The organism is Oceaniserpentilla sp. 4NH20-0058 (genome assembly GCF_040371755.1).
Taxonomy (GTDB): Bacteria; Pseudomonadota; Gammaproteobacteria; order Pseudomonadales; family Oceanobacteraceae; genus Bermanella.
Genome location: NZ_BAABWE010000003.1, coordinates 97,469 through 118,975 on the forward strand (window position 1 = coordinate 97,469; position 21,507 = coordinate 118,975).

General features: G+C 41.3%; 18 protein-coding genes. 8 read left to right on the top strand and 10 right to left on the bottom strand.

Annotated elements, in window-relative coordinates; all coding sequences use genetic code 11:
- Positions 1–17: 17 nt before the first annotated feature.
- Positions 18–1,130, bottom strand: a complete 1,113-nt coding sequence (locus ABWV45_RS05685) for a Wzz/FepE/Etk N-terminal domain-containing protein (RefSeq protein WP_353349577.1) — start codon at positions 1,128–1,130, stop codon at positions 18–20.
- 10 nt (positions 1,131–1,140) lie between these two features.
- Positions 1,141–3,735, bottom strand: coding sequence for a DNA gyrase subunit A (gene gyrA / locus ABWV45_RS05690; protein ID WP_353349579.1), 2,595 nt, complete (start codon positions 3,733–3,735; stop codon positions 1,141–1,143).
- A gap of 234 nt (positions 3,736–3,969) precedes the next feature.
- Between gyrA and ABWV45_RS05695 the strand changes: the two genes are divergently transcribed.
- From ABWV45_RS05695 to ABWV45_RS05725, 7 genes are all read left to right on the top strand, one after another.
- On the top strand, positions 3,970–5,289 hold the full coding sequence (locus ABWV45_RS05695) for a TRZ/ATZ family hydrolase (protein WP_353349581.1): 1,320 nt from the start codon (positions 3,970–3,972) through the stop codon (positions 5,287–5,289).
- Between the two features lie 19 nt (positions 5,290–5,308).
- The gene (gene ubiG, locus ABWV45_RS05700; protein WP_353349583.1) at positions 5,309–6,007 is read left to right on the top strand and encodes a bifunctional 2-polyprenyl-6-hydroxyphenol methylase/3-demethylubiquinol 3-O-methyltransferase UbiG; all 699 of its coding nucleotides are present in this window, start codon (positions 5,309–5,311) and stop codon (positions 6,005–6,007) included.
- The gene (locus ABWV45_RS05705; RefSeq protein WP_353349585.1) at positions 6,007–6,720 is read left to right on the top strand and encodes an HAD family hydrolase; all 714 of its coding nucleotides are present in this window, start codon (positions 6,007–6,009) and stop codon (positions 6,718–6,720) included. Before ubiG ends, ABWV45_RS05705 begins: the two co-directional genes overlap by 1 nt.
- 16 nt (positions 6,721–6,736) lie before the next feature.
- The gene (locus ABWV45_RS05710; protein ID WP_353349587.1) at positions 6,737–7,468 is read left to right on the top strand and encodes a YciK family oxidoreductase; all 732 of its coding nucleotides are present in this window, start codon (positions 6,737–6,739) and stop codon (positions 7,466–7,468) included.
- A gap of 231 nt (positions 7,469–7,699) precedes the next feature.
- Positions 7,700–8,632 carry a GGDEF domain-containing protein gene (locus ABWV45_RS05715; RefSeq protein ID WP_353349589.1) on the top strand — a complete coding sequence of 311 codons (933 nt, stop codon included), beginning with the start codon at positions 7,700–7,702 and terminating at the stop codon, positions 8,630–8,632.
- A 40-nt stretch (positions 8,633–8,672) separates the two neighbouring features.
- Positions 8,673–9,365, top strand: a complete 693-nt coding sequence (gene tsaA / locus ABWV45_RS05720; RefSeq protein ID WP_353349591.1) for a tRNA (N6-threonylcarbamoyladenosine(37)-N6)-methyltransferase TrmO — start codon at positions 8,673–8,675, stop codon at positions 9,363–9,365.
- A 372-nt stretch (positions 9,366–9,737) separates the two neighbouring features.
- Positions 9,738–11,222, top strand: a complete 1,485-nt coding sequence (locus tag ABWV45_RS05725) for a sensor histidine kinase (RefSeq protein WP_353349593.1) — start codon at positions 9,738–9,740, stop codon at positions 11,220–11,222.
- Positions 11,223–11,225: 3 nt separating this feature from the next.
- Here ABWV45_RS05725 and ABWV45_RS05730 read toward each other — a convergent pair whose 3' ends face one another.
- The 3 genes from ABWV45_RS05730 to ABWV45_RS05740 all read right to left on the bottom strand — a co-directional run bounded on the left by ABWV45_RS05730 (position 11,226) and on the right by ABWV45_RS05740 (position 15,777).
- On the bottom strand, positions 11,226–11,576 hold the full coding sequence (locus ABWV45_RS05730; protein ID WP_353349595.1) for a VOC family protein: 351 nt from the start codon (positions 11,574–11,576) through the stop codon (positions 11,226–11,228).
- A gap of 76 nt (positions 11,577–11,652) precedes the next feature.
- Positions 11,653–14,706, bottom strand: a complete 3,054-nt coding sequence (locus ABWV45_RS05735; RefSeq protein WP_353349597.1) for an efflux RND transporter permease subunit — start codon at positions 14,704–14,706, stop codon at positions 11,653–11,655.
- A gap of 12 nt (positions 14,707–14,718) precedes the next feature.
- The gene (locus ABWV45_RS05740) at positions 14,719–15,777 is read right to left on the bottom strand and encodes an efflux RND transporter periplasmic adaptor subunit (protein ID WP_353349599.1); all 1,059 of its coding nucleotides are present in this window, start codon (positions 15,775–15,777) and stop codon (positions 14,719–14,721) included.
- A gap of 183 nt (positions 15,778–15,960) precedes the next feature.
- Here ABWV45_RS05740 and ABWV45_RS05745 point away from each other — a divergent pair, with 183 nt between their 5' ends.
- The gene (locus tag ABWV45_RS05745; RefSeq protein WP_353349601.1) at positions 15,961–16,536 is read left to right on the top strand and encodes a TetR/AcrR family transcriptional regulator; all 576 of its coding nucleotides are present in this window, start codon (positions 15,961–15,963) and stop codon (positions 16,534–16,536) included.
- Here the strand turns inward: ABWV45_RS05745 and ABWV45_RS05750 are convergent, their stop codons facing one another.
- The 5 genes from ABWV45_RS05750 to ABWV45_RS05770 are packed head-to-tail and all read right to left on the bottom strand — an operon-like array spanning position 16,537 to position 21,501.
- Positions 16,537–17,205, bottom strand: a complete 669-nt coding sequence (locus ABWV45_RS05750; RefSeq protein WP_353349603.1) for a tRNA-uridine aminocarboxypropyltransferase — start codon at positions 17,203–17,205, stop codon at positions 16,537–16,539.
- Between the two features lie 53 nt (positions 17,206–17,258).
- Complete coding sequence (gene ccmI, locus ABWV45_RS05755) at positions 17,259–18,500, bottom strand: c-type cytochrome biogenesis protein CcmI (RefSeq protein WP_353349605.1); 1,242 nt, start codon at positions 18,498–18,500, stop codon at positions 17,259–17,261.
- On the bottom strand, positions 18,493–18,993 hold the full coding sequence (locus ABWV45_RS05760; protein WP_353349607.1) for a cytochrome c-type biogenesis protein: 501 nt from the start codon (positions 18,991–18,993) through the stop codon (positions 18,493–18,495). Before ABWV45_RS05760 ends, ccmI begins: the two co-directional genes overlap by 8 nt.
- A complete protein-coding gene (locus ABWV45_RS05765; protein WP_353349609.1) occupies positions 18,993–19,538 on the bottom strand; it encodes a DsbE family thiol:disulfide interchange protein in 546 nt (181 codons plus the stop codon). Before ABWV45_RS05765 ends, ABWV45_RS05760 begins: the two co-directional genes overlap by 1 nt.
- A gap of 13 nt (positions 19,539–19,551) precedes the next feature.
- Positions 19,552–21,501: a heme lyase CcmF/NrfE family subunit gene (locus tag ABWV45_RS05770; RefSeq protein WP_353349611.1), complete on the bottom strand. Its 1,950-nt coding sequence runs from the start codon at positions 21,499–21,501 to the stop codon at positions 19,552–19,554.
- Between the last annotated feature and the right edge of the window lie 6 nt (positions 21,502–21,507).

Sequence of the window (21,507 nt, forward strand, 5' to 3'; positions counted from 1 at the left end):
CTCAAATAAAATGTAAATTAAGCTCTATTGATTTGAGCTTTAATCTTTGTCTTCATTTTCTCTTTATGGCGTTTAAATGCCGCCATAATTAACGCAAGCATTAATCCTGCGAACACACCTACAACTCCAGCCAGAGCTACAATTAACTTCTTCTTAGGTTTAATTGCAGAAACTGGAACCACCGCTTGCTCATCTATTACAGCCAAGTCCACTTTCGCGTAATTGATTTCTAATGTTTTTAGTTGCTCAATTTTAAAAAGCAGCTCAGGTAATTTATTAATAAAATGATCTTCACCGTAAGGAAGTGACTTGGCCAGCTTCTCTCGATTTTTTATCGCCTTCTCTTCAGCTTTTAGAGCTTTTGTACCAAACATATACAACGGCGGTTCGTATGTACCTACAATTTCGCTTTTACTAAATAAAGGCTGATCCTGACCAACAGCTTGAGCAATTGTATAAGCTTCAGATACCATTAAATTACGGCGTGTTTGTTCGCCCTTGTACTTTTCACGTAATTGCTTAGCATCGTATTCATACTTATCAATTTGAGCTCTAACTTTGCTTTCTAAAGTATCTTTTACGTCCATTAATTTAGCTGCTAATGCAAATTGTGCATAAGCATTTAAAAGCTGGGCAACTTTTTCAGCATCCGGCAATTCAAGACTAACTTGCAGGTACTCTTCTACATCTTTTTTAGAATTAGATACTTTGGACGAAAACAACTTATCGAACTCATTAAAGTTTTGATAAAGCGTCAGCTCATCATTATATAGGCCATTAATAGATTTTATCTCACTTATAAAGGCTTCATAAAAATGACGTCGATTCTCTTTAGACAATAACGATGAACGAGCATCCGCATATGCTTCTTCCACTGTCTTAGAATAAATTCCAGAAAGCTGAGGAACATTCAACTCGACAACACTATTTGCTGACGCAGGCTTAATAACTACCTTGCTTTCATAAATAGGTGTGGCCGTCAGTGCATATACCACTGCAAAAAGAACGCAGGATACAAAACCAAGAATAACCCATATTTTTTCTTGAAGAATATCGTCCCACAGATCAAATAGATCAATTTCATCCTCGCGCCCAGTTTCAACGCGCAACTCTTCATTCATTGAACTCATACCCATATCCTTATACGTCTACTTCTTCTGGTGAGCCTTCTTCACCAGCACTTTTATGGCTACCATCTAATTCATCGTCAGCATCTAAAATAGGCGCGACACCCACAAGACGCTCACCTTCCTGCACCTTAATTAAAGTCACACCCTGAGTATTTCGACCAAGGGTCGACACTTCACTGACACGGGTACGCACTAAAGTTCCCTGATCACTAATAAGCATAATCTCATTACCGGCATGAACCTGCACAGCACCTACTAATTTGCCGTTACGTTCATTTACAACCATACCTATCACACCTTGTGTACCTCGTCCCTTAGTTGGGAACTCAGTAATATCAGTACGCTTACCAAAACCATTTTCACTAGCCGTTAGCAATGTTCCACCTTCTTCAGGAATAATAAGTGAAACGACTTTTTGATCACCCGCTAATTTAATGCCACGTACACCACGAGCTGTACGACCCATGCCTCGAACGTTTTCTTCTGCAAAGCGTACAGCTTTACCCGCATCACTCATTAAAAGAATATCTTTAGTGCCATCGGTTATGGCTGCACCCATTAAGGTGTCATCCTCATCTAACTCAAGGGCGATTAAACCGCTTGAGCGCTGACGAGAAAAAGCGGTTAAATCTGTTTTCTTGACCGTGCCTTTTTCAGTGGCCATAAATATATAATGACCTTCTGTGTATTCACGAATCGGTAGAATAGTGGTAATTCTCTCTTCACCCTCTAAGGGCAATAAGTTAACCACTGGTCGACCACGGCTTTGACGAGATGCCACTGGAATATCATAGACCTTCAACCAATATACTTTCCCGCGATTACTGAAACACAAAATAGTATCGTGAGTACTGGCTACCAAAAGATGCTCAATAAAATCCTCATCTTTAATGGCGGAGGCTGACTTTCCTCGTCCACCACGTTTTTGCGCTTGGTAATCTGTAACAGGTTGGATTTTGGCATAACCACCATGAGACAAGGTAACCACCATGTCTTCTTCGGCAATTAAGTCTTCCAATGTTAAATGACGACGAGCCTCAATGATTTCTGTACGACGCTCATCACCATAGTTTTCACGAATGGTTTCTAATTCTTCACGAATCACACCCATTAGGCGCTCTTGACTGGCCAAAATATCCAAATATTCAGCGATTTCTTCAACTTTAAGTTTGTATTCATCAATTAATTTTTCATGCTCTAAGCCTGTCAGTTTTTGCAAACGCATATCTAAGATGGCTTGCGCTTGCACTGGCGACATGTAGTAGTTTCCATCACGGAAACCATACTGCGCTTCAAGATGATCAGGGCGGCAAGCATCTGAGCCGGCACGCTCTAACATTTCAAGCACATCGCCCGGTTGCCAAGGTGTATTGATCAACTTCTCTTTTGCTTCCGCGGCAGCTGGAGAGGCTTTAATAGTTGCAATAACAGGATCGATATTAGAGAGAGCTACCGTTAAGCCTTCTAGAATATGGCCACGCTCACGAGCTTTACGCAGCTCAAAAATAGTACGGCGTGTCACCACTTCACGACGGTGACGAACAAACGCCTCAAGCATATCTTTTAAATTAAGAATCTTTGGCTGACCATCAACTAACGCAACCGTATTAATACCAAATACGGTTTGTAATTGAGTTTGTGCAAATAAATTATTTAACACAACTTCAGGCACTTCATTACGACGAAGCTCAACTACGATACGCATGCCGTCTTTATCAGACTCATCGCGTAACTCAGTTATACCTTCAAGTTTTTTATCTTTAACAAGCTCTGCGATTTTTTCAATTAATCGAGCTTTATTCACCTGATATGGAATTTCAGTAAAAATTATTGATTCTTTACCGCTTTTATCATCCATTTCAAAGTGATGTCGAGCACGCATTTGCACGCGCCCGCGACCAGTTTGGTACGCATCAACAATACCATCACGTCCGTTAATCAGTGCAGCTGTAGGGAAATCCGGGCCTGAGATGTATTGCATTAAATCTTCAATGGTAAGCTCAGGGTTATCTATTAACGCCAAGCAACCATTTAGCACTTCTGTTAGGTTGTGAGGCGGGATATTCGTCGCCATACCAACAGCAATACCACTAGAACCATTAACCAATAACGCAGGAATTCGAGTAGGTAAAACTTCTGGGATTTGCTCAGTACCGTCATAATTATCAACAAAATCGACGGTTTCTTTGTCTATATCTGCCAGCATCTCATGGGCAATTTTATCCATGCGTACTTCTGTGTAACGCATAGCAGCTGCACTATCGCCATCGATAGAGCCAAAGTTACCTTGGCCATCTACTAACATGTAACGCATGGCGAATGGCTGTGCCATACGAACAATGGTGTCGTATACCGCACTGTCACCATGTGGGTGGTATTTACCAATCACATCACCCACCACACGGGCAGATTTTTTATATGCTTTATTCCAGTCGTTACCAAGAACATTCATGGCGTGTAACACACGACGGTGAACTGGTTTCAAACCATCGCGTACATCAGGCAAGGCACGACCTACAATTACGCTCATAGCGTAATCCATGTAGGACTGTTTCAGCTCGTCTTCGATATTTACGGGCAGGATTTCTTTGCTTAAATCACCCATGCAGGCATCCTTTTTATTCCACCATTAATTGGCGTTATTGTTATGTAACAAGAGCCGCTCAAAATATGAGCCGTATCACTCTCAAATCGGTGCTCTTGTAGGCCCCAATAAAGCCCATAACTTTACCATAATTCAAAGCGTTACCACTAATCAAAAGGGCCAAATTCCTCTCATTTCAGTTATACTGGCAAGTCTTTACATAAATACGTTCACTTTTTAATCAAAGGGATGATCATGCAGACTGAGCAAATGAGTTTAATCACTCCCAAATGGATTCTTACACTAGAAAATGACGACCTATTAGAAAACCACAGCCTGCTTATTGACCAGCATATAATCAAAGATATTTTGCCAACCACGGACGCCCGTGAAACCTACCCTAGCACTAAAGAAATAGAATTACCCAATCAACTATTAATGCCTGGCTTTGTGAACTGCCATGGTCATGCTGCCATGAATTTATTCAAAGGCTTAGCCGATGATTTACCACTAATGACCTGGTTAGAAAAACACATCTGGCCAGCTGAAGGGCAATGGGTCAGCGAGGAATTTGTAAAAGATGGTACCAAATTAGCTATTGCTGAAATGCTAAAAAGTGGAACCACCTGTTTTTCTGACATGTACTTTTTTCCAGAACAAGCCGCCGACGTAGCCGCTGAATATGGCATGCGTGGAGTGTTTTACGGCCCTGTAATGGACTTTCCTACCCCTTATGGTTCCGGCCCTGATGAATACATAGAAAAAATAATTAAAGCCCATGACCATTTTAAACACCACCCTTTGATTGATATCGGTTTCGGCCCTCACGCTCCATACACAGTGAGTGACGAACCCATCAAACAAGTGCGCGCACTGGCCGATCAGCTGAACATGCCTATTCAAATTCACTTACATGAAACAGAATTCGAAGTCATAGACGCGGTTGAAAAAACAGGGCATCGCCCAAGTGAACGCTTAAGAGACCTAGGACTTTTTGGTGAAGATGTTCAGGCTGTACATGTGACTCAAGCCAACCAAACAGACATGGATATATTTCATAAATATGGCGTACACGTGATTCATTGCCCTGAGTCCAATTTAAAGCTAGCTAGTGGTTTTTGCCCAATCTATGCACTGCAACAGAACGGTGTAAATGTGGCATTAGGTACCGATGGCTCAGCCAGTAATAACGATTTAGACATGATGGGCGAAATGCATACTGCCGCATTACTTGCTAAAGCGGTTGCCCAGAATGCCAGTGCCATCCCTGCATTAGAAGCCGTAAAAATGGCCACCATTAATGGGGCCAAAGCACTTGGAAAAGAAACTGAAATCGGCTCGTTAAAAGTTGGTAAACAAGCAGACATTATCAGTATTGATTTTAACGATATTGCCTGCACACCAGTCTACGATCCTATATCCCATTTAGTATATAGCAGCTCGCGCTCGCAAGTGGATCATGTTTGGGTGGCTGGTAAACTACAAGTTAAAAATAAGCAGCTATGCCATTTTAATGTACAGCAATTAATGGATATGTCTCAGTCGTGGGCTGAAAAAATTCAAGCATCAAAGTAATTAATTTTTTGGAAACAATATGAGTAACGTCGATCAAGCAGAAGTGGCCAAATTTGAAGCGTTAGCCAGCCGCTGGTGGGACAAAGAAAGTGAATTTAAACCTCTTCACGACATCAACCCCCTACGAACAAATTTTATAGATGGTCACGCATCCCTGTCAGGTAAAGCAGTTCTAGACGTAGGCTGCGGCGGTGGTATTTTAAGTGAAGCCATGGCTCAACGAGGTGCCACAGTAACAGGCATTGATATGGGTGAAGCACCACTGAAAATTGCTAAACTTCATGCCTTAGAAAGTGAACTTAATATTGAATACAAGAAAACCCCAGTTGAAGAATTAGCTGAACAACAGCCTGAGTCCTTTGACATAGTAACCTGCTTGGAAATGCTTGAGCACGTACCCGATCCATCCTCAATTATTCGCGCCTGTTATCAGCTATGCAAACCCGGCGGACAAGTATTCTTCTCTACCTTAAACCGCAACCCTAAAAGCTTTTTATTAGCTGTAGTTGGAGCTGAATACATTTTAAATATGTTACCAAAAGGCACTCACGATTATAAAAAATTCATCCGCCCAAGTGAATTAGCGGCTTGGTCTCGACAAGCTGGACTTAGTATTGGTGAAATGACCGGAATGTCTTATAACCCGCTTACTAAAACCTACAAACTGGGTAAAGACACAGACGTCAACTATCTACTGCAAACTCGTAAGGACGCCTAATGACATCACCAGTATATAATGGCGTACTTTTTGATTTAGATGGCACCTTGATTGATACCGCCGATGACTTTGTTATGTGCTTAAACGATTTACGTAATGAGGCAGGTCTGGCGGCACTTCCTGATAACGAGATTCGCAAGGTTGTCAGCGACGGCGCTCGCGCCATGATCAAACTGTGTTTCAATCTAGCCGAAACTGACCCTGGATTTAACGAGTTACGCCATAAGTTTTTAGATTTATACCTAAACAATATTGCTCGTAAAAGCCGTCTATTTTCTGGACTAGAAAACACACTAACTTGGTGTGAAAGCCAGCAAATTCCTTGGGGGATTGTCACCAATAAGGGCCGCGTATACAGCGAAGCTCTTCTAAAGGCACTTAAACTCGATACAAAAATTGCCACGCTTGTTTGCCCTGACGATGTCACCAATACCAAACCTCACCCTGAACCGATTTTAAGAGCATGCGCAGAAATCAATCTAAGCCCTGAGCAATGTGTCTATGTGGGTGATCACGCCCGTGATATCGAATCCGGTAAACGTGCGAACATGGCCACAATCGCAGCTGCATATGGTTATGTTCATAGCGAACAAGAAGCTAAAAGCTGGCAAGCTGACTGGTATACAAACACACCAGAAGAATTAAACACCCTACTTCAGTCCCTTTTACGGCAAGCCAGCGGCAACGACTCGCCGCTACCGGCGAGTAACTAGCACAATGGATACAAGCATGAGTCAAAAAACACTACAAGATAAAGTCATTTTAGTCACAGGTGCCAGCTCAGGCATTGGTGAAGCCGCGGCTTATGGGTTTGCAGAAGCAGGGGCGACCGTCATTTTATTAGCCCGATCAGAAGAAAAATTAAACCAAATATATGACGACTTTTTGGCGAAAGCACTGCCTGAACCTGTAATAGTCCAATTTGATCTAGAATCCGCTCCAGAAGAAGCCTACTTTCAACTCAGAGACCACATAGGTAAAGAGTTTGGTAAGTTAGATGGTTTACTACTCAATGCGGCCGTACTTGGTCAGCGCACGCCTATCTCCAATTATAATTGGCAAACATGGAGCAAGGTCATGAATATCAACGTGAATAGCCAGTTCCTAATGGCCAGAACCCTACTTCCACTGCTGGAATCCACGCAAGAACACGCCAGTATTCTATTTACATCCTCCAGTGTTGGCCGCAAAAGCAAAGCCTTTTGGGGAGCATATGCTGTTTCTAAGTTTGCTATTGAGGGTTTAATGCAAACCATGGCAGAAGAACTTGAAAACACCTCCAAGGTGCGTGTAAATAGCTACAACCCAGGTGGCACCCGCACGGCCATGCGCCAAGAGGCCTATCCAGCTGAGAACCCTGAAGAAGTTAAACTGCCGCAAGCCATCATAAGCGATTACATTCACTTAATGAGTAATGCCAGTCACGACACACATGGCCAAGCCCTCACCCACCAAAGCTAATACCATTCCCGCTTTCCGGCCCGATTGGTCGGAAAGCGTCAATTAATCGTATTTGAACCTCAAAAAACGATTCAATTTACTGTCACATCCGCTTTTGTATTTCCCCGTACTTTCTTTTAACCGCAACTAAACCGCCTAACCTATTGTATTAAAAGGCTTAATAAATAATTTTTTAATTTGGCATAAATATCGCTTTATCAAAACTGATCTTATAATTTTTGAGGCCGGATTATGGCAACTCAGTATTCAAACATCAGCGAAGCACAAGAAGAAAAACTGACATCGTTTTCTCAGTTAGCACCTAAACCTCAAATTAAATCAGAAACCTTAATTCGTCTTTCTACGTTTCTACAAACCACTCTGGATTACCAAACCCTACTGAGCATTTTTCAGCGAGAAATAGCCAGTGCCGTTTTAGTTGATGGCATTGTCTTTGAAAATGCCAATTTAGAAATCAATTTCACCCTTGGCCAACTCGGCGTTCATAGCAGTAATTACCAATTAAAAGCACAAGGTGAATTTTTGGGCGATATTACATTTTATCGCTCCACTCGGTTTCGCGAACACGAACTAGCCAATTTAGAAGCCTTACTAGGGACCTTGGTTTATCCGCTACGCAATGCTATGCGATATAAAGGCGCGCTAAATCAAGCCTACCGCGACCCATTAACAGGGGCAGGAAATCGAATATTATTAGACGACAGCCTAAAACGAGAAATGGGACTAAGTAAACGCTTTGGCTACGACCTAAGTATTTTAATGATCGATTTAGACCACTTTAAAAGCATCAATGATGGCTTTGGCCATGTGATTGGTGATGATGTTCTAAAGGCCGTAGTTCAACAAATCAAAGCCTGTATCCGACAAACAGATATTTGTTTTCGCTATGGCGGGGAGGAATTTATCGTACTGTTAAACAATGCGAATATTGCGAATGCTCGATTAATTGCTGAACGCATCCGCATGACAGTATCAGAGCTCTGCATCGAAAGTGACAAAGGCCCATTACAAGTGACATTAAGTACTGGTTTGGCCATGCTCAAGCCAGACGACGACAAACAAGACTTGATCCATAGGGCCGATAAAGCCCTTTACCAAGCCAAACACACTGGACGAAACAAAGTCTGTGTATGTAAAGAGTGTCATACCGCTGTTTTAGAATAAAATGATTGGAGCGTTGAATGTTAGTGGCTAGAATGCAGCCATGAAAATAGACATAAATCCAATAGCGTATGTACGCTCATGCTACAAAGAAAAATTCGCAACCCCCAGACAACCCGGTTTAGTACCTGCGGCCCAAGGGGAAATTGAACTCATCGCACCCTACAACGACCCGTTAGCCGTTGAAGGACTACACGAGTGTAGTCACATCTGGTTACAGTTTGTTTTTCACCAGTGCCTTAATCAAGATTGGAAAGCTAAAGTTCGTCCGCCTCGCTTAGGCGGCAACAAAAAAATGGGGGTCTTTGCAACGCGCGCAACTCATCGACCCAATGCCCTTGGCTTGTCCGTGGTTAAACTTGATAAAATTGACACAAACCATGGAGCGGTTATTTTACACGTCAGTGGGTTAGACTTAATTGATGGCACGCCTATTTTGGATATTAAGCCCTATATTCCATACAGTGACTGCATCGAAGGTGCCCACTACCCTTTTGCTCAACAAGCACCAAGCGCTATTGAAGTGATGTTTGATGATGCACTGAATATTGAAAAAGAACCAAAACTTCATGACTTATTAGTTCAAGTTTTATCCCAAGATCCAAAACCAGCTTTTCATAAGATCGACAGCCAAAGAATATACGGCGCCCATCTAGCTGATTTTAATGTGCAATGGGTTTATGAAACCACGCAAAATAGCTACCGAATTAGGGTGATCCAAATAGATCCTGCCTAATATTTACCCACGGTTTTTTGCGTTTACTCGAGTCAATAGCCTCTGATTTACCCGCCTGAGGGGCTTCTCGCTGTAGCTCCTATAAAACAAAACGCCCCAAGAAGCCATCGCATCAATAATTAAGACACGTTTCATAAAAATAACTATACCAAAGGTAATTAAGATACTTGATTCATGGGAATGCCTGTATGTTATTATTTTACTATTCAGCCCAAATAATTAGGCCTATTTGAGCTTACATTGATCATTATGGCGCAATACACCCAATCAATCGAACTATCTGAAATTTAAATAGCTAGCTGAAACAGCTCTTTAAGCCTAACCTTTAAAAGTTAGAATAGAAAAATTGGTCATATCCAGTAAGGCTTTCATTTGCCAAATTTATTCACAAAAAACAGTCTAGTTAAACGACTTTTTTTCATATCACTACCGTTCACATTATTGGCCGGCGGGCTTTATGCTGCAGCTATTATTTATATTGAAAGCAAAAGCCTTAAAGAGACCCAGTTAGATCAAATCAAGATCCAAATGAGCCAACTGGCAGAAGTACTTGCCATTCCCACTTGGAACTTAGACCAGCCGTTTATCGTCAGTTATTTGAATCAATATTCAAAAGACCCAAGAATCCTGTGCATCGAACTTATGTCCAATGCTAACTTCCCAGAGAGGTCACCGCCGGATTGTAAGCACCCAGAGTCAGACCAAGTTGAAATATTCAGTGAGCCCATCATTCATAACGGTGAATACATAGGGGTTGTTGTCGCTACTTTTGCTATTCATTTAGACAATCAACGACTCAAATTCATTCTATTAAGTCGTATCCCCACTGCCTTAATCGCCTTATCTTGTATATTTTTTGTGGTGTTTTTCATATTCAGGCGCTGGGTGGTTAGTCCAATTGAATCCATCATGAAAAGTATTGAAGCCTTTCAAGCTGATGGCCAACACCACCCTGTAAATTGGGAAAGCTCTGATGAAATAGGCACCTTAGTCGAAACCTTTAATCAAGCCCAAATACACCAAGTTGAACATGACGCATTACTACGCTCAGAAAAAGAGAAAGCAGAGCGTGCCCTTATCAATCTCAAGCACGCTCAAACTCAACTGGTTGAAAATGAAAAAATGGCCTCTCTGGGCTCACTCGTTGCAGGTATCAGTCATGAAATAAATACACCCTTAGGCGTAGCACGTACCAGCGCAAGTCACGTTGAAGAGATAGCAAATAAACTAGAACAGAACTTTAATGCCGGCACCCTCACAAAGAATGAAATGAAGCAGTTTTTAAATTCACTTAATGATGGTGTACACCTCATGACCGCTAACTTAATAAGAGCCAGTGACTTAATGCACAGCTTTAAGCAAGTAAGTGCAGACCAAAGCTATGATGAAAAACGCTTGTTCAATTTAAATGAATATCTACAAGAAACACTTTACACATTAAAGCCAAACCTTAAACGATATAAAGTAGCTATTTTACTTGATTGCGAAGAAGACGTATTCATAAAAAGCTATCCTGGCGCCATCTCTCAAGTATTTACTAATTTAATTATGAACAGCTTGATGCACGCTTATAATGAAAATGATAACGGTCAAATAAACATCAAAATCAAAAACTTTAAAGAAAGAATCGAATTAACTTATTTTGATGACGGCGCAGGAATGACTGAAGAAGTTCAAAAAAAGGTATTTGATCCCTTCTTTACCACTAAACGTGGAAATGGCGGCACTGGACTGGGGATGCACATCATTTACAACATCGTCAGCCATAAACTTCAAGGCAGCATAGAAGTTAAATCTACCCTAGGTAAAGGCAGTGAATTTAACATCATATTGCCAAAAAGTATTGCTGACACTTAAAAACTACACAGACCAAACGCCCCATTCGTTACCGCAAGGATCTAAAAACTGAAACCTTTTTCCCCCTGGAAAGTTAAAAATAGGTTGAGTTATCTTACCCCCTGCTTGCTCAACCTTATCAATTGAGTGCTGCAGATTTTCACTAAATAAAACCACTAAAGCAGCCCCTTGCTTAGTCTGCGATTTAATATCCGCTTTATAAAAACCACCATCAACTCCTGAATAAGTAAAAGCCGTATATTGAGAACCATAATCTGTAAACTTCCATGAAAAAGCCTTAATAAAAAAAGTTTTTACTTTATCTAGATCTGACGCAGGAAATTCAACATAATTAATTTTTTCATGGGCCGACATTAATACGCTCCTATCATTAATGTATTTTTGTGAAATTAAGTCATAAAAAAGGCCGCTTAGCGGCCTATTAACTAAATTAAGTTTTTGGTGTGACTTTATAAAATAAACTATAAAGTACCGGCACAGCTATCATCGTTAGTACGGTAGCAAAAGCCAATCCACCCATTATTGTCACAGACATATCAGCGAAGAAAGCGTCTGTTAATAATGGCGCCATACCCAGTATTGTTGTAATAGCTGCTAATGATACAGGTCGCAAACGGCTAAGACTTGCTTGGACAATTGCTTCATACTTATCCATACCGGTTTCAATTTGAATATCAATCTCTTCAAGCAGCACTATAGCATTTTTAATTAACATACCAAATAAACTTAAAAAGCCCAGTAGTGACATAAACCCAAAAGGCAAATCCGCTATTAATAAACCTGCCACCACACCACACACAGCCATAGGAACAATCAACCAAATAATTAGTGGCTCACGTACTGTACCAAACAAGAAAATGGTAATTAAAATCATCACCAAAAAACCCAATGGCAATCCGCCTCCTAGGGATTTTTGTGCTTTTCTTGAGCTTTCAAATTCGCCACCCCATTCTATTCGATAACCATCAGGTAATACCATTGCATCAATTTTAGGCTGCACACGACTTAATGCAGAACCTGCCGTCTCATTTAAACCCGGTTCAGCAAAGACACTAATGGTACGAATTCGATCTCGACGATAAATCAGTACGCCCTCAGATTCCACTTGCATACTTGGACTGATCTGCAATAACGGTACATAGTTTCTTTGATAAGAACTCCAAACCTGAGCGTCTTTTAATTGCTGCACTTCATCCGTTTTAGCTTTACCCTGATTTGGAGACTGAGCTTTAGCTATGATGTCATAACTATAATCACCATCACGTAGCTTACCTAGATTTAATCCATTACTAGAAAATTGAACGGCATCAGAGAAATCAGCCCGAGTAACACCTGCCACACCCGCCGCATATTCATCATACTGAGGCACAAATACCAGTTCCTTCTGACGCCAATTTTGGCGCACATCGCGAAGACTTCCGTCTTGCTTAAGTAGCTCTTCAGCCTCATGAGCTAACTGACGTAATACAGTTTGATCTGGGCCAATAAAACGAGCTTCTAATTTAGCCCCCACACCTGGGCCAAATACAACACGAGTATTATAGATACGGGCATCGGGATCGTTGGATTTTAACTCTTCAGTTAAATTGTCAATAAGCTTAGGTATTTGATCACGCTCATGTGTGCGTATGATCATTACGCCATAACTTTCATTCCCTTGCTCTGGTGAATACGTCAATGTGTATCGCGTGGCACCTTTTCCAACAAAAGTTGTTACAGCTGCAACTTCTTCGTAAGCTTGAGCAAAACTTTCCGCTTGCTTTAGGTATTCCGCCGTTTCACGAACATCTCGAGACTGAGGCCCCCAGTAATGCACGTAATAAATTGGAGTATTTGAAGCTGGGAAAAAACCCTGTTTCACAAATCCAAAACTCATATAACTAATTACTGTCACTGTCATCAGCAATAATACTGTACGCCCACGGTATTTAAGTGCCTTTAATAAAATGCTTTTGTAGGTCTGATGCAGTTTGCTATCAAATGCTTCGCCAGCCCCTTCTTTGCCTACTTTAAAAAAGTAAGAACCAAACAAAGGTGCAACCGTAATCGCTAACACCCAAGATAAACATAATGATATTAAAATAACGGCGAATAATGAGAATAAAAACTCCCCAGTAGAATCATTCGATAAACCAATACCTGAAAACGCCGCAATGCCGATCGCCGTCGCCCCAAGCAATGGCCATTGTGTTTGTTTCACCACAAAACTAGATGCTTGAATTGCGTTGTACCCCTTTTGCATTCTTAGCATCATGCCTTCTGCCACAACAATGGCGTTATCGACTAACATCCCCATGGCAATGACCAACGCACCAAGTGAAATGCGTTCCAAATTTAACCCATATAACCACATGACTAAAATGGTACCTAAAACCGTGAGTAACAACACCGCCCCCACGACGACACCGGCGCGCCAACCCATGAATACACATAATGTGGCGATTACAACCGCAACCGATAATATTAAGTTGGTAATAAAGCCACCCACTGCCTCATCAACCACTTTTGCTTGATCATAAATAGGCTGAAGAATAATGCCCGCAGGTAATTCAGATAAAATTTGGTTAATGCGCTCACGCACGGCTAACCCAACATCCACTACGTTCGCTTCTTTATTAGCAGAAACAGCAAGAGTGATGGCGGATTCGCCATTATGTCTGATCAACACATCTGGAATATCTACCACATCAAAGGTCACGCTAGCAATATCACGTATACGTATTTGACTCGTAGAACCTGGCAGTCCAATCGTGATGTTTTCTATGGCATTCACATGGGACTCACCGCCAGCAATGGGAATTCGAATACGTTGGCCATCTACATACAAACGGCCACTACCATATGGACGCAAATTATAAGCTAAAGCGCTTTTTACATCCGGTAACGATATCCCCAAATTAGCCAATTGCGAGGTGTCCATATGTACCGTAATTTGTTGTTTAAGAACCCCTTCTACAGATACCTTAGTTACATTAGGTACGGTCAATAAATCTCGACGAATAATGCGAGAAAATTCCCGTAATTGATAAGGCGTAAAATCTGGAGCCGTAAGCGCATAATACAGACCGTAAACATCGCCAAAATCATCAACGACTTTTATCGGTCGCACACCAGAAGGCAATGTATTCTGCGCATCAGTCATGCGCTTACGTAACTCATCCCAAATCTGTGGTAGCTGATGGCCATCAAATGTATTTTTCATTTCAACGGTAATTTCAGACACACCCGGCTTTGAGACCGAACGAACCTGATCCAACTGGGACATTTGTTGAATAGCTGTTTCTAAAGGTTCTGTTACTTCTTTTTCCACTTGCTCTGCACTGGCTCCAGGGTAGGCTGTAATCACCAATGCTTGCTTGATCGTAAAAGAAGGGTCCTCTAAACGACCGATCTCTCCTAAACCGATTAATCCACCAATAAGACAGATAACAACTAACAGCCAAGTATTCACTGGCGTTTTGATGGATGCTTTTGCAATATCCATTATATTTGCCCCTTACTGATGACTGTAAGGGCGAACAAGCAACCCTTCTTTCATTTGATTCACACCGGCAGACACCACCTTTTGGCCTTTTTCTAGTCCGGATAAAATAACTACCCAGCCTTCTATTATGGAGCCAACGGTGACAACTTGATTAGAAATACGCTCAGTAGTTGGGTCATATACCCAAACAGCCATTTCTTCGTTTGCACCTGTAACAAGCGCATTTACCGGCACTCCTAATGCTTGAGGCAAATCTTCGTCACTACCACTTAATTTCACAGTGGCGTATATCCCCGGGGTGATCTCCACCCCTTTAGGGGCATCCATAGCGTACACAACACCATATGTCTGGCTTATTGGGTCTGGTTCAGTTGAATACTCAACAAACTCAATCTCAAATTCTTTATTAATAGCCCCATCCATAAAGGCTGTTGCCTTAGCAACTTGAGAGCGACTATAAGCATTTATTAAACGTTCGGGGATATCGAACTTGAAATGAATACGCGATAAATCTTGTAAGCGAGCAATGGCAACACCGGTTTTAATAAATCCTTTATTTTCAATAAGACGTTTGGCAACAAGTGCATCAAAGGGGGCCTTAAGTACACTGTATTCTAGATTCGCTTTAGCAATTTCGAGCTCAATTTCTGCCAGCTCAAAATTCACTTGAGCATTATCAACAGATTTCTCAGAGCCAATACCCTTAATCGCAATAGCTTTAACTCGTTTTAACTCTAACTCCGCTTGCTTAACCTTAACTTCAGCCATACGAACTGCCCGTTCGAAAGGTTCTGGCTCTAATTGAGCAATAATCTGACCCTTTTTGATTTCTTTACCTTCAGGTAAATAAATAGACTTTAATCGACCATTAATACGAAAGGACAGGTCAACTGTGGTTTTAGCTTTGACTTTAGCTGGGAAAGAAAATTCATGCTCAGTAATAGCCGTTTTGACCTCAGCTAACTGCACCACCACTGGCTTTTCTTCGATCACTTGCTCATTACTATTATCACTACAACCAGCGATGACTAAGACCACAAGCAAGCCACAAAAGGCACTTTTGATTAACATTATTTATCACTCCAAGGTTTTCAATATAAGCATAGTCACCGCTCATTATTCGACCAGCTTTAAGATAAGACATCATTTGTATCACATTGACACCTTTACACAAAGTGTTAATCTGTCAACGTAAGATAAAAGGTAAGCATTTCACTTATCTATATTTGCAACAATCGAGGTTTTTAAGCAAATATGCACACATCAGTAGAACAAAGGGTCATTCAGGCGTCTAGGGAGTGTTTTTTCCAGCATGGATACCGATTAAGTAACATGACTCTGATTAGTGAATATGCAGGAGTCTCAAGAGCCACTGTTCACAAATATGCACGCAACAAAGAAGATGCCTTCAGGAAAGTATGTAAACAATTTCAAGTTCAGGCCCAAGAGGCATGTACACCTTTTGAAGAGTTAGACTTGGAGTGCTGGCAAGCAATCGATTTGATCCTTCAAATTTGGCTAAAACCGACATTTGATGAAGTAAGCGAGTCGCGGGTATTGAATGATTTGAAATACCATATTCAACATATAGCACAGGATATATTCAAAGAGGCCCGTCAGATACTTGAAGATATGATTAATAAGCAAATTACAAAAGGTATCGCAAAACAACAAATTAGCCTAGAGCAACTAGGTTATACCAGCCAAACACTTACTCAATTAATTTTAGCTAGTTTAGATGGATTGAGAGGTCACTACGAAAAACAGGATTTAAATCAAGCAAGCCAAAATATGCTAACGGTATTTAAAGTGGCCTGTAAAGTTAACTGATTAATCTTTTGGTATTTTTTGCTGACGCCTAGAAAGTGCATACAAATGATTAAAGCGCTGAAAATACGCCTCTAATGCTCGCCCTGCACCTTCCTGCTCATGTTGCATTAATAATTCAATGGCAACTTCTACTGTGCACAAGTGAAATTCATCCGGCGCCTTTCTCAACTTATAACTACTGTGCCTTTGGGAAGTTAACGGTAATACCGGTAACGTTTGCAAATACTGGCTTAAACGGAACATACGGCCAGCTTGACGCCAACTACCATCTAAAATAATAAACAAAGGTGCTTTACCAGTATTTAAGTCTGCCTTTTCTACCACCCTATCATCATAACCACCGCGGTCACCCGGAAAAATAATATAAGGCTGATAATCTGAGTGATTAATTAATTGAATAAATTTTGGGTCTGGCTCAGTGCGATTCCAATAAAATCGATGTGTATTTTCAGGTAAAATATGTTCGATTAATCTACCGGTATTACTTGGTTTGTAACTCTCTTCTTTATGCATTAACAAGCAAAATTGAACAGAACCTTTTTGCGTAAGAAAGATAGGAGTTTGATCTGCGCACAAGCAATAGTCTTGGGCCATTTTACATTTTGTGCAGCGCTTTACGTTACTGCCCTTAGCCAAATAAGGCTTACGAGGCGCATTAGGATCAAACATACAAGACCATATTCAAATCAAGAATCCTGTAAAAAACAGGAATCTTAATAAACCTACAACTCAGTATTAATAGTCAATGCCACTTTTTTAGATTGACTACTAACGACGTCACTATCCCCTTGTAAATCACCAGGTTTAGCATTCCCCACACCACTTTTACTGATGCGAGCTGTGATTATAATATCTTCAAACTGACTTAAACGCAGTGCTGGCATCATTGCCATTGAGTCATCTAGTACAACAGTTATAGGCCATTCATTAACGGATATCCGTTGTACCGCCAACGGCATAGCTGGCCCTTTATCTGCTTTAGCTAAAATAAACACATCAGCATTTTTAGGTACTTTTTGTTTCACATCCACTGATACATCAACCGTTACCTGAATAACCGCAGGTTGAATTGCTGCTTGAGCATGCTCAATTTTCTCACGCTCTGCTGGTGCCATACGCTCAAGCGCAGTATTAATCCCGCCCTGTATAGCCGCTACATTCGGATTATTAACTGGCATCATGCTCAATAATTTTTGCCAATAACCCACCGCTTCAACATATTGCTTAGCATCGAAGGACGATATCCCTAATAAACCTAGTGCAGTCTCATCGTTTGGATTTATATTAAGTACGTCTTTAAGTAGTGACTTAGTAGCTGAATCTAACTGACGATCACTGGCAAAGAATTGTGCTTGTGCCAAATGTGACATTGCAACGGCCTGATCTTCTTTTGATTCAACAGGCAATAACTGCAAAACACTGGTGAAACCCAAAACAGCAGCATCGTATCTTTCCAGATCAAAATTCAAGCGGCCAAATAAATACCACATCTCAACATCGTTTGGCGTGTCTTTTGTTTGCTGCTCAATTCGATCAACTAAATCTAATGCATCCGTTTGCGTAAAACCCGCCTTGTTACTCTTTTTTAAAGCCTCTGTAATCGCTAATTCATTTTCAGCACCTAAATGAACATACAACCCGACACTTACCACTACAGCAAGCATGGCTGATGGAAATAATATCCAGTTACCTTTATTTTGATTATCTTCAGACGCAATACTTTGAGCCTCGGTGTCCGCTAATAAATTCAGTTTAACCTCTTGGCTTAAAGCATCAAATTCTGGTTGATCAATGCGCCCAAGTGCGAGGTCACTTTCTAAATCACTTAACTGTGATTTATAAATCACTAAATTGCTTTGCTGTCTTTTAGAATCACTACCACGTAACGATATAATCATTGGCATAAATAAAATCAGCAATGCCAACACTAATAAAACGGCAATACCTACCCATAAATCAAACATTGCCATCTCCTTTATCTTTACCTAATAACTCTTCTAAACGCTTCTGTTGATCACCTGATAACACTTGAGAGGTAGATTGCTGAACTTGCTTACGTTTGCGCACAATAAAACCTAAACAAATAAGCGCGATGAGTAATAAAGCCACAGGCCCAAACCACAAAACATAGGTCATGGTATTCACTTTAGGGCGATACAATACAAATTCCCCATAACGGTTAACCATAAACTCAATTATGCTTTGTTCATCTCCACCCGCTTTTACTTGCTGGTAAAGCTCACGACGCAAATCTCCCGCGATCATAGCGTTACTGTCTGCAAGGTTTTGGTTCTGGCATTTAGGGCAGCGAAGTTCTTCAGACAACGACCTAAACAGGTTGGCTTTTTGTTGATTTTCCTGACTATTACCATCTGCAAAAATGTATTCATGGCCATCAACGATAGCCAAGCCAGTTAGGGAATAAAAAACGCTAAATATAAATAAAATAGTCTTCATTATGGCTGGCCACCTTGTTTAGCTTCTTCTATCAAGCCCAACCAGATTTTTTCAAGTGGAGCCCAATTACCTTGAGTAATTGGTCCTTGATGCTTGTATCGAATTACGCCTTTTGCATCCACAAAGAATGTTTCTGGGGCACCAGTGACACCTAGATCCATTGATAGAGTACCTGCCTCGTCATCAACAGAATAAAGGTACGGATTACCTAATTCACTAAGCCATTGCCGCGCAGGATCATTCTCGTCTTTATAATTAACACCAACAATTTTCACCCCTTGCTGAGCAAGCTTCACTAAAAATGGGTGCTCAACCTTACAACTAATGCACCACGTACCCCACACATTCACAAGGTGCACATCCCCTTGCAAACTGCTTTGAGTCTTAGTCTCCCCCGCTACAAGTGTTGGTAAATTAAATTCTGGAAAGGATTTATTCACCAATGCCGAAGGCACATCTTTAGGATCTAAATACAAGCCTCGCCAAAGTAAAAAGCCTAACAAAACAAAAATAATAAACGGAATAAATAATGCCCAACGTTTCATACTCTACTCCTTATTATTGTTTTGCTATGCTGCGAGACATACGATAACGCTTATCACATACGGCTAACACACCACCTAACGCCATAAAAATAGCACCTAACCACAGCCAACGAACATAAGGTTTATAGTGAATTCGAACCGCCCAAGCATCCCCCTCTAAAGGCTCACCCAAAGCAACATATAAGTCACGGAACAAGCCCGCATCTATATCGGCTTCTGTCATCATATTTCGCTGAACTTTATAATGACGTTTTTGCGGCTTCATCGTGGTGTAATACTCGTCATTATTAAATACACGAATCTGACCTTCATCTGCAATGTAGTTCGGCCCTTGCACTTTTTTCACACCATCAAACACAAAATGATAACCAGAGGCATCAATACTGTCTCCTGGTACTACTTTAATATCGTGCTCTTGTGTGTAGTTACTAACAATACAAATACCCATGGCGGTCACAGCTACACCAATGTGAGCCAACACCATTCCGTAATAACTCAAGCTGAGCTTTCTAATGCCAGCTATTAAACCGTGCTTAGACTGTATTTTACGATACACATCCATCAACATTGAGCTAATGACCCATGCACTAATCGCAACCCCGACTACGATTTGCCATGTGTAATGCACACCATAAATTAATGGGAAAACACAGGCTAAAATAATCGTAAACACGGCCGCTGGCCATAATTGGCTAGCCAGCCAACTTGGCTCCGTTTTCTTCCAGCGACTAATAAAACCAATACTTATGAATAATAAAAGTACCGACATAATCGGCACAAAAAACAGGTTAAAAAACGGCGCGCCCACTGAGATTTTTTGATCAAAGAAATAATCAGCCACCATTGGATAAAGAGTGCCGAGCAATACCATGGCCGCCGTCACCACAAGCAGAACATTATTTAGCAATAGAAAGCTTTCTTTACTGACAGCAGCAAAACTCACACGAGCAACAACCGTCGGTGCTTTTAATGCATATATAAGCAATGAGCCACCGATACAGATAATCAATAACGCAAGAATAAATAACCCACGATCTGGGTCACTTGCGAAGGCATGCACACTATTAAGCACACCAGAACGAACTAAGAAGGTACCTAGTAAACTTAAGCTGAATGCAAAAATGGCCAGCAATACGGTCCAGCTTTTAAACGCACCTCGTTTTTCTGTTACCGCCAATGAGTGAATTAAAGCGGTGCCCACCAACCAAGGCATGAAAGACGCGTTTTCTACCGGATCCCAAAACCACCAGCCGCCCCAGCCAAGCTCGTAATAAGCCCACCAGCTTCCCAGTGCGATACCAACGGTTAAGAATGCCCAAGCAATGGTTGTCCAAGGACGAGACCAACGGGCCCAAGCAGCATCTAAACGTCCACTTAATAAAGCGGCGATGGCAAATGCAAACGCCACTGAAAAACCCACATAGCCCATATACAACATTGGCGGATGGACAATTAAGCCAAAGTCTTGAAGCAAAGGGTTTAAGTCACGCCCGTCTAAAGGAATATTAGGTAAAACACGTTCAAATGGGTTTGAAGTAAACAGTGTAAACAAAAGGAAACCAATACTAATCAACCCCATAATGGCCAACACTCTAGCCAAGATATCGATTGGTAAATTACGTGAGAAAATACTAACTGCTACCGTCCATGTACTTAGCAGCAACACCCACAACAACAGCGAGCCTTCGTGAGAGCCCCATACTGCTGAAATTTTATACTGAACAGGTAATAAACTATTAGAGTTGTTGGCCACATAAGCCACAGAGAAATCATCGTTCACAAAACTCATGGCCAGCGCGATGAATGAAATACACAAAAAGATAAATTGGCCCCACGATAACGGACGGCTCATGACCATCCACTGCGTTCGACCGAGGGACGTTCCCAACAAAGGAATTGTCCCCTGTAAGCAAGCAAAAACCAGCGCGATTATCAGCGCAAAATGACCTAACTCAGGTAACATACATCA

Excerpts from the sequence above, each read along its gene's own strand:
- ABWV45_RS05685 (WP_353349577.1), bottom strand. The coding sequence starts at position 1,130 with ATGAGTTCAATGAATGAAGAGTTGCGCGTTGAAACTGGGCGCGAGGAT.
- gyrA (WP_353349579.1), bottom strand. The coding sequence starts at position 3,735 with ATGGGTGATTTAAGCAAAGAAATCCTGCCCGTAAATATCGAAGACGAG.
- ABWV45_RS05695 (WP_353349581.1), top strand. The coding sequence starts at position 3,970 with ATGCAGACTGAGCAAATGAGTTTAATCACTCCCAAATGGATTCTTACA.
- ubiG (WP_353349583.1), top strand. The coding sequence starts at position 5,309 with ATGAGTAACGTCGATCAAGCAGAAGTGGCCAAATTTGAAGCGTTAGCC.
- ABWV45_RS05705 (WP_353349585.1), top strand. The coding sequence starts at position 6,007 with ATGACATCACCAGTATATAATGGCGTACTTTTTGATTTAGATGGCACC.
- ABWV45_RS05710 (WP_353349587.1), top strand. The coding sequence starts at position 6,737 with ATGAGTCAAAAAACACTACAAGATAAAGTCATTTTAGTCACAGGTGCC.
- ABWV45_RS05715 (WP_353349589.1), top strand. The coding sequence starts at position 7,700 with ATGGCAACTCAGTATTCAAACATCAGCGAAGCACAAGAAGAAAAACTG.
- tsaA (WP_353349591.1), top strand. The coding sequence starts at position 8,673 with ATGAAAATAGACATAAATCCAATAGCGTATGTACGCTCATGCTACAAA.
- ABWV45_RS05730 (WP_353349595.1), bottom strand. The coding sequence starts at position 11,576 with ATGTCGGCCCATGAAAAAATTAATTATGTTGAATTTCCTGCGTCAGAT.
- ABWV45_RS05735 (WP_353349597.1), bottom strand. The coding sequence starts at position 14,706 with ATGGATATTGCAAAAGCATCCATCAAAACGCCAGTGAATACTTGGCTG.
- ABWV45_RS05740 (WP_353349599.1), bottom strand. The coding sequence starts at position 15,777 with ATGTTAATCAAAAGTGCCTTTTGTGGCTTGCTTGTGGTCTTAGTCATC.
- ABWV45_RS05745 (WP_353349601.1), top strand. The coding sequence starts at position 15,961 with ATGCACACATCAGTAGAACAAAGGGTCATTCAGGCGTCTAGGGAGTGT.
- ABWV45_RS05750 (WP_353349603.1), bottom strand. The coding sequence starts at position 17,205 with ATGTTTGATCCTAATGCGCCTCGTAAGCCTTATTTGGCTAAGGGCAGT.
- ccmI (WP_353349605.1), bottom strand. The coding sequence starts at position 18,500 with ATGTTTGATTTATGGGTAGGTATTGCCGTTTTATTAGTGTTGGCATTG.
- ABWV45_RS05760 (WP_353349607.1), bottom strand. The coding sequence starts at position 18,993 with ATGAAGACTATTTTATTTATATTTAGCGTTTTTTATTCCCTAACTGGC.
- ABWV45_RS05765 (WP_353349609.1), bottom strand. The coding sequence starts at position 19,538 with ATGAAACGTTGGGCATTATTTATTCCGTTTATTATTTTTGTTTTGTTA.
- ABWV45_RS05770 (WP_353349611.1), bottom strand. The coding sequence starts at position 21,501 with ATGTTACCTGAGTTAGGTCATTTTGCGCTGATAATCGCGCTGGTTTTT.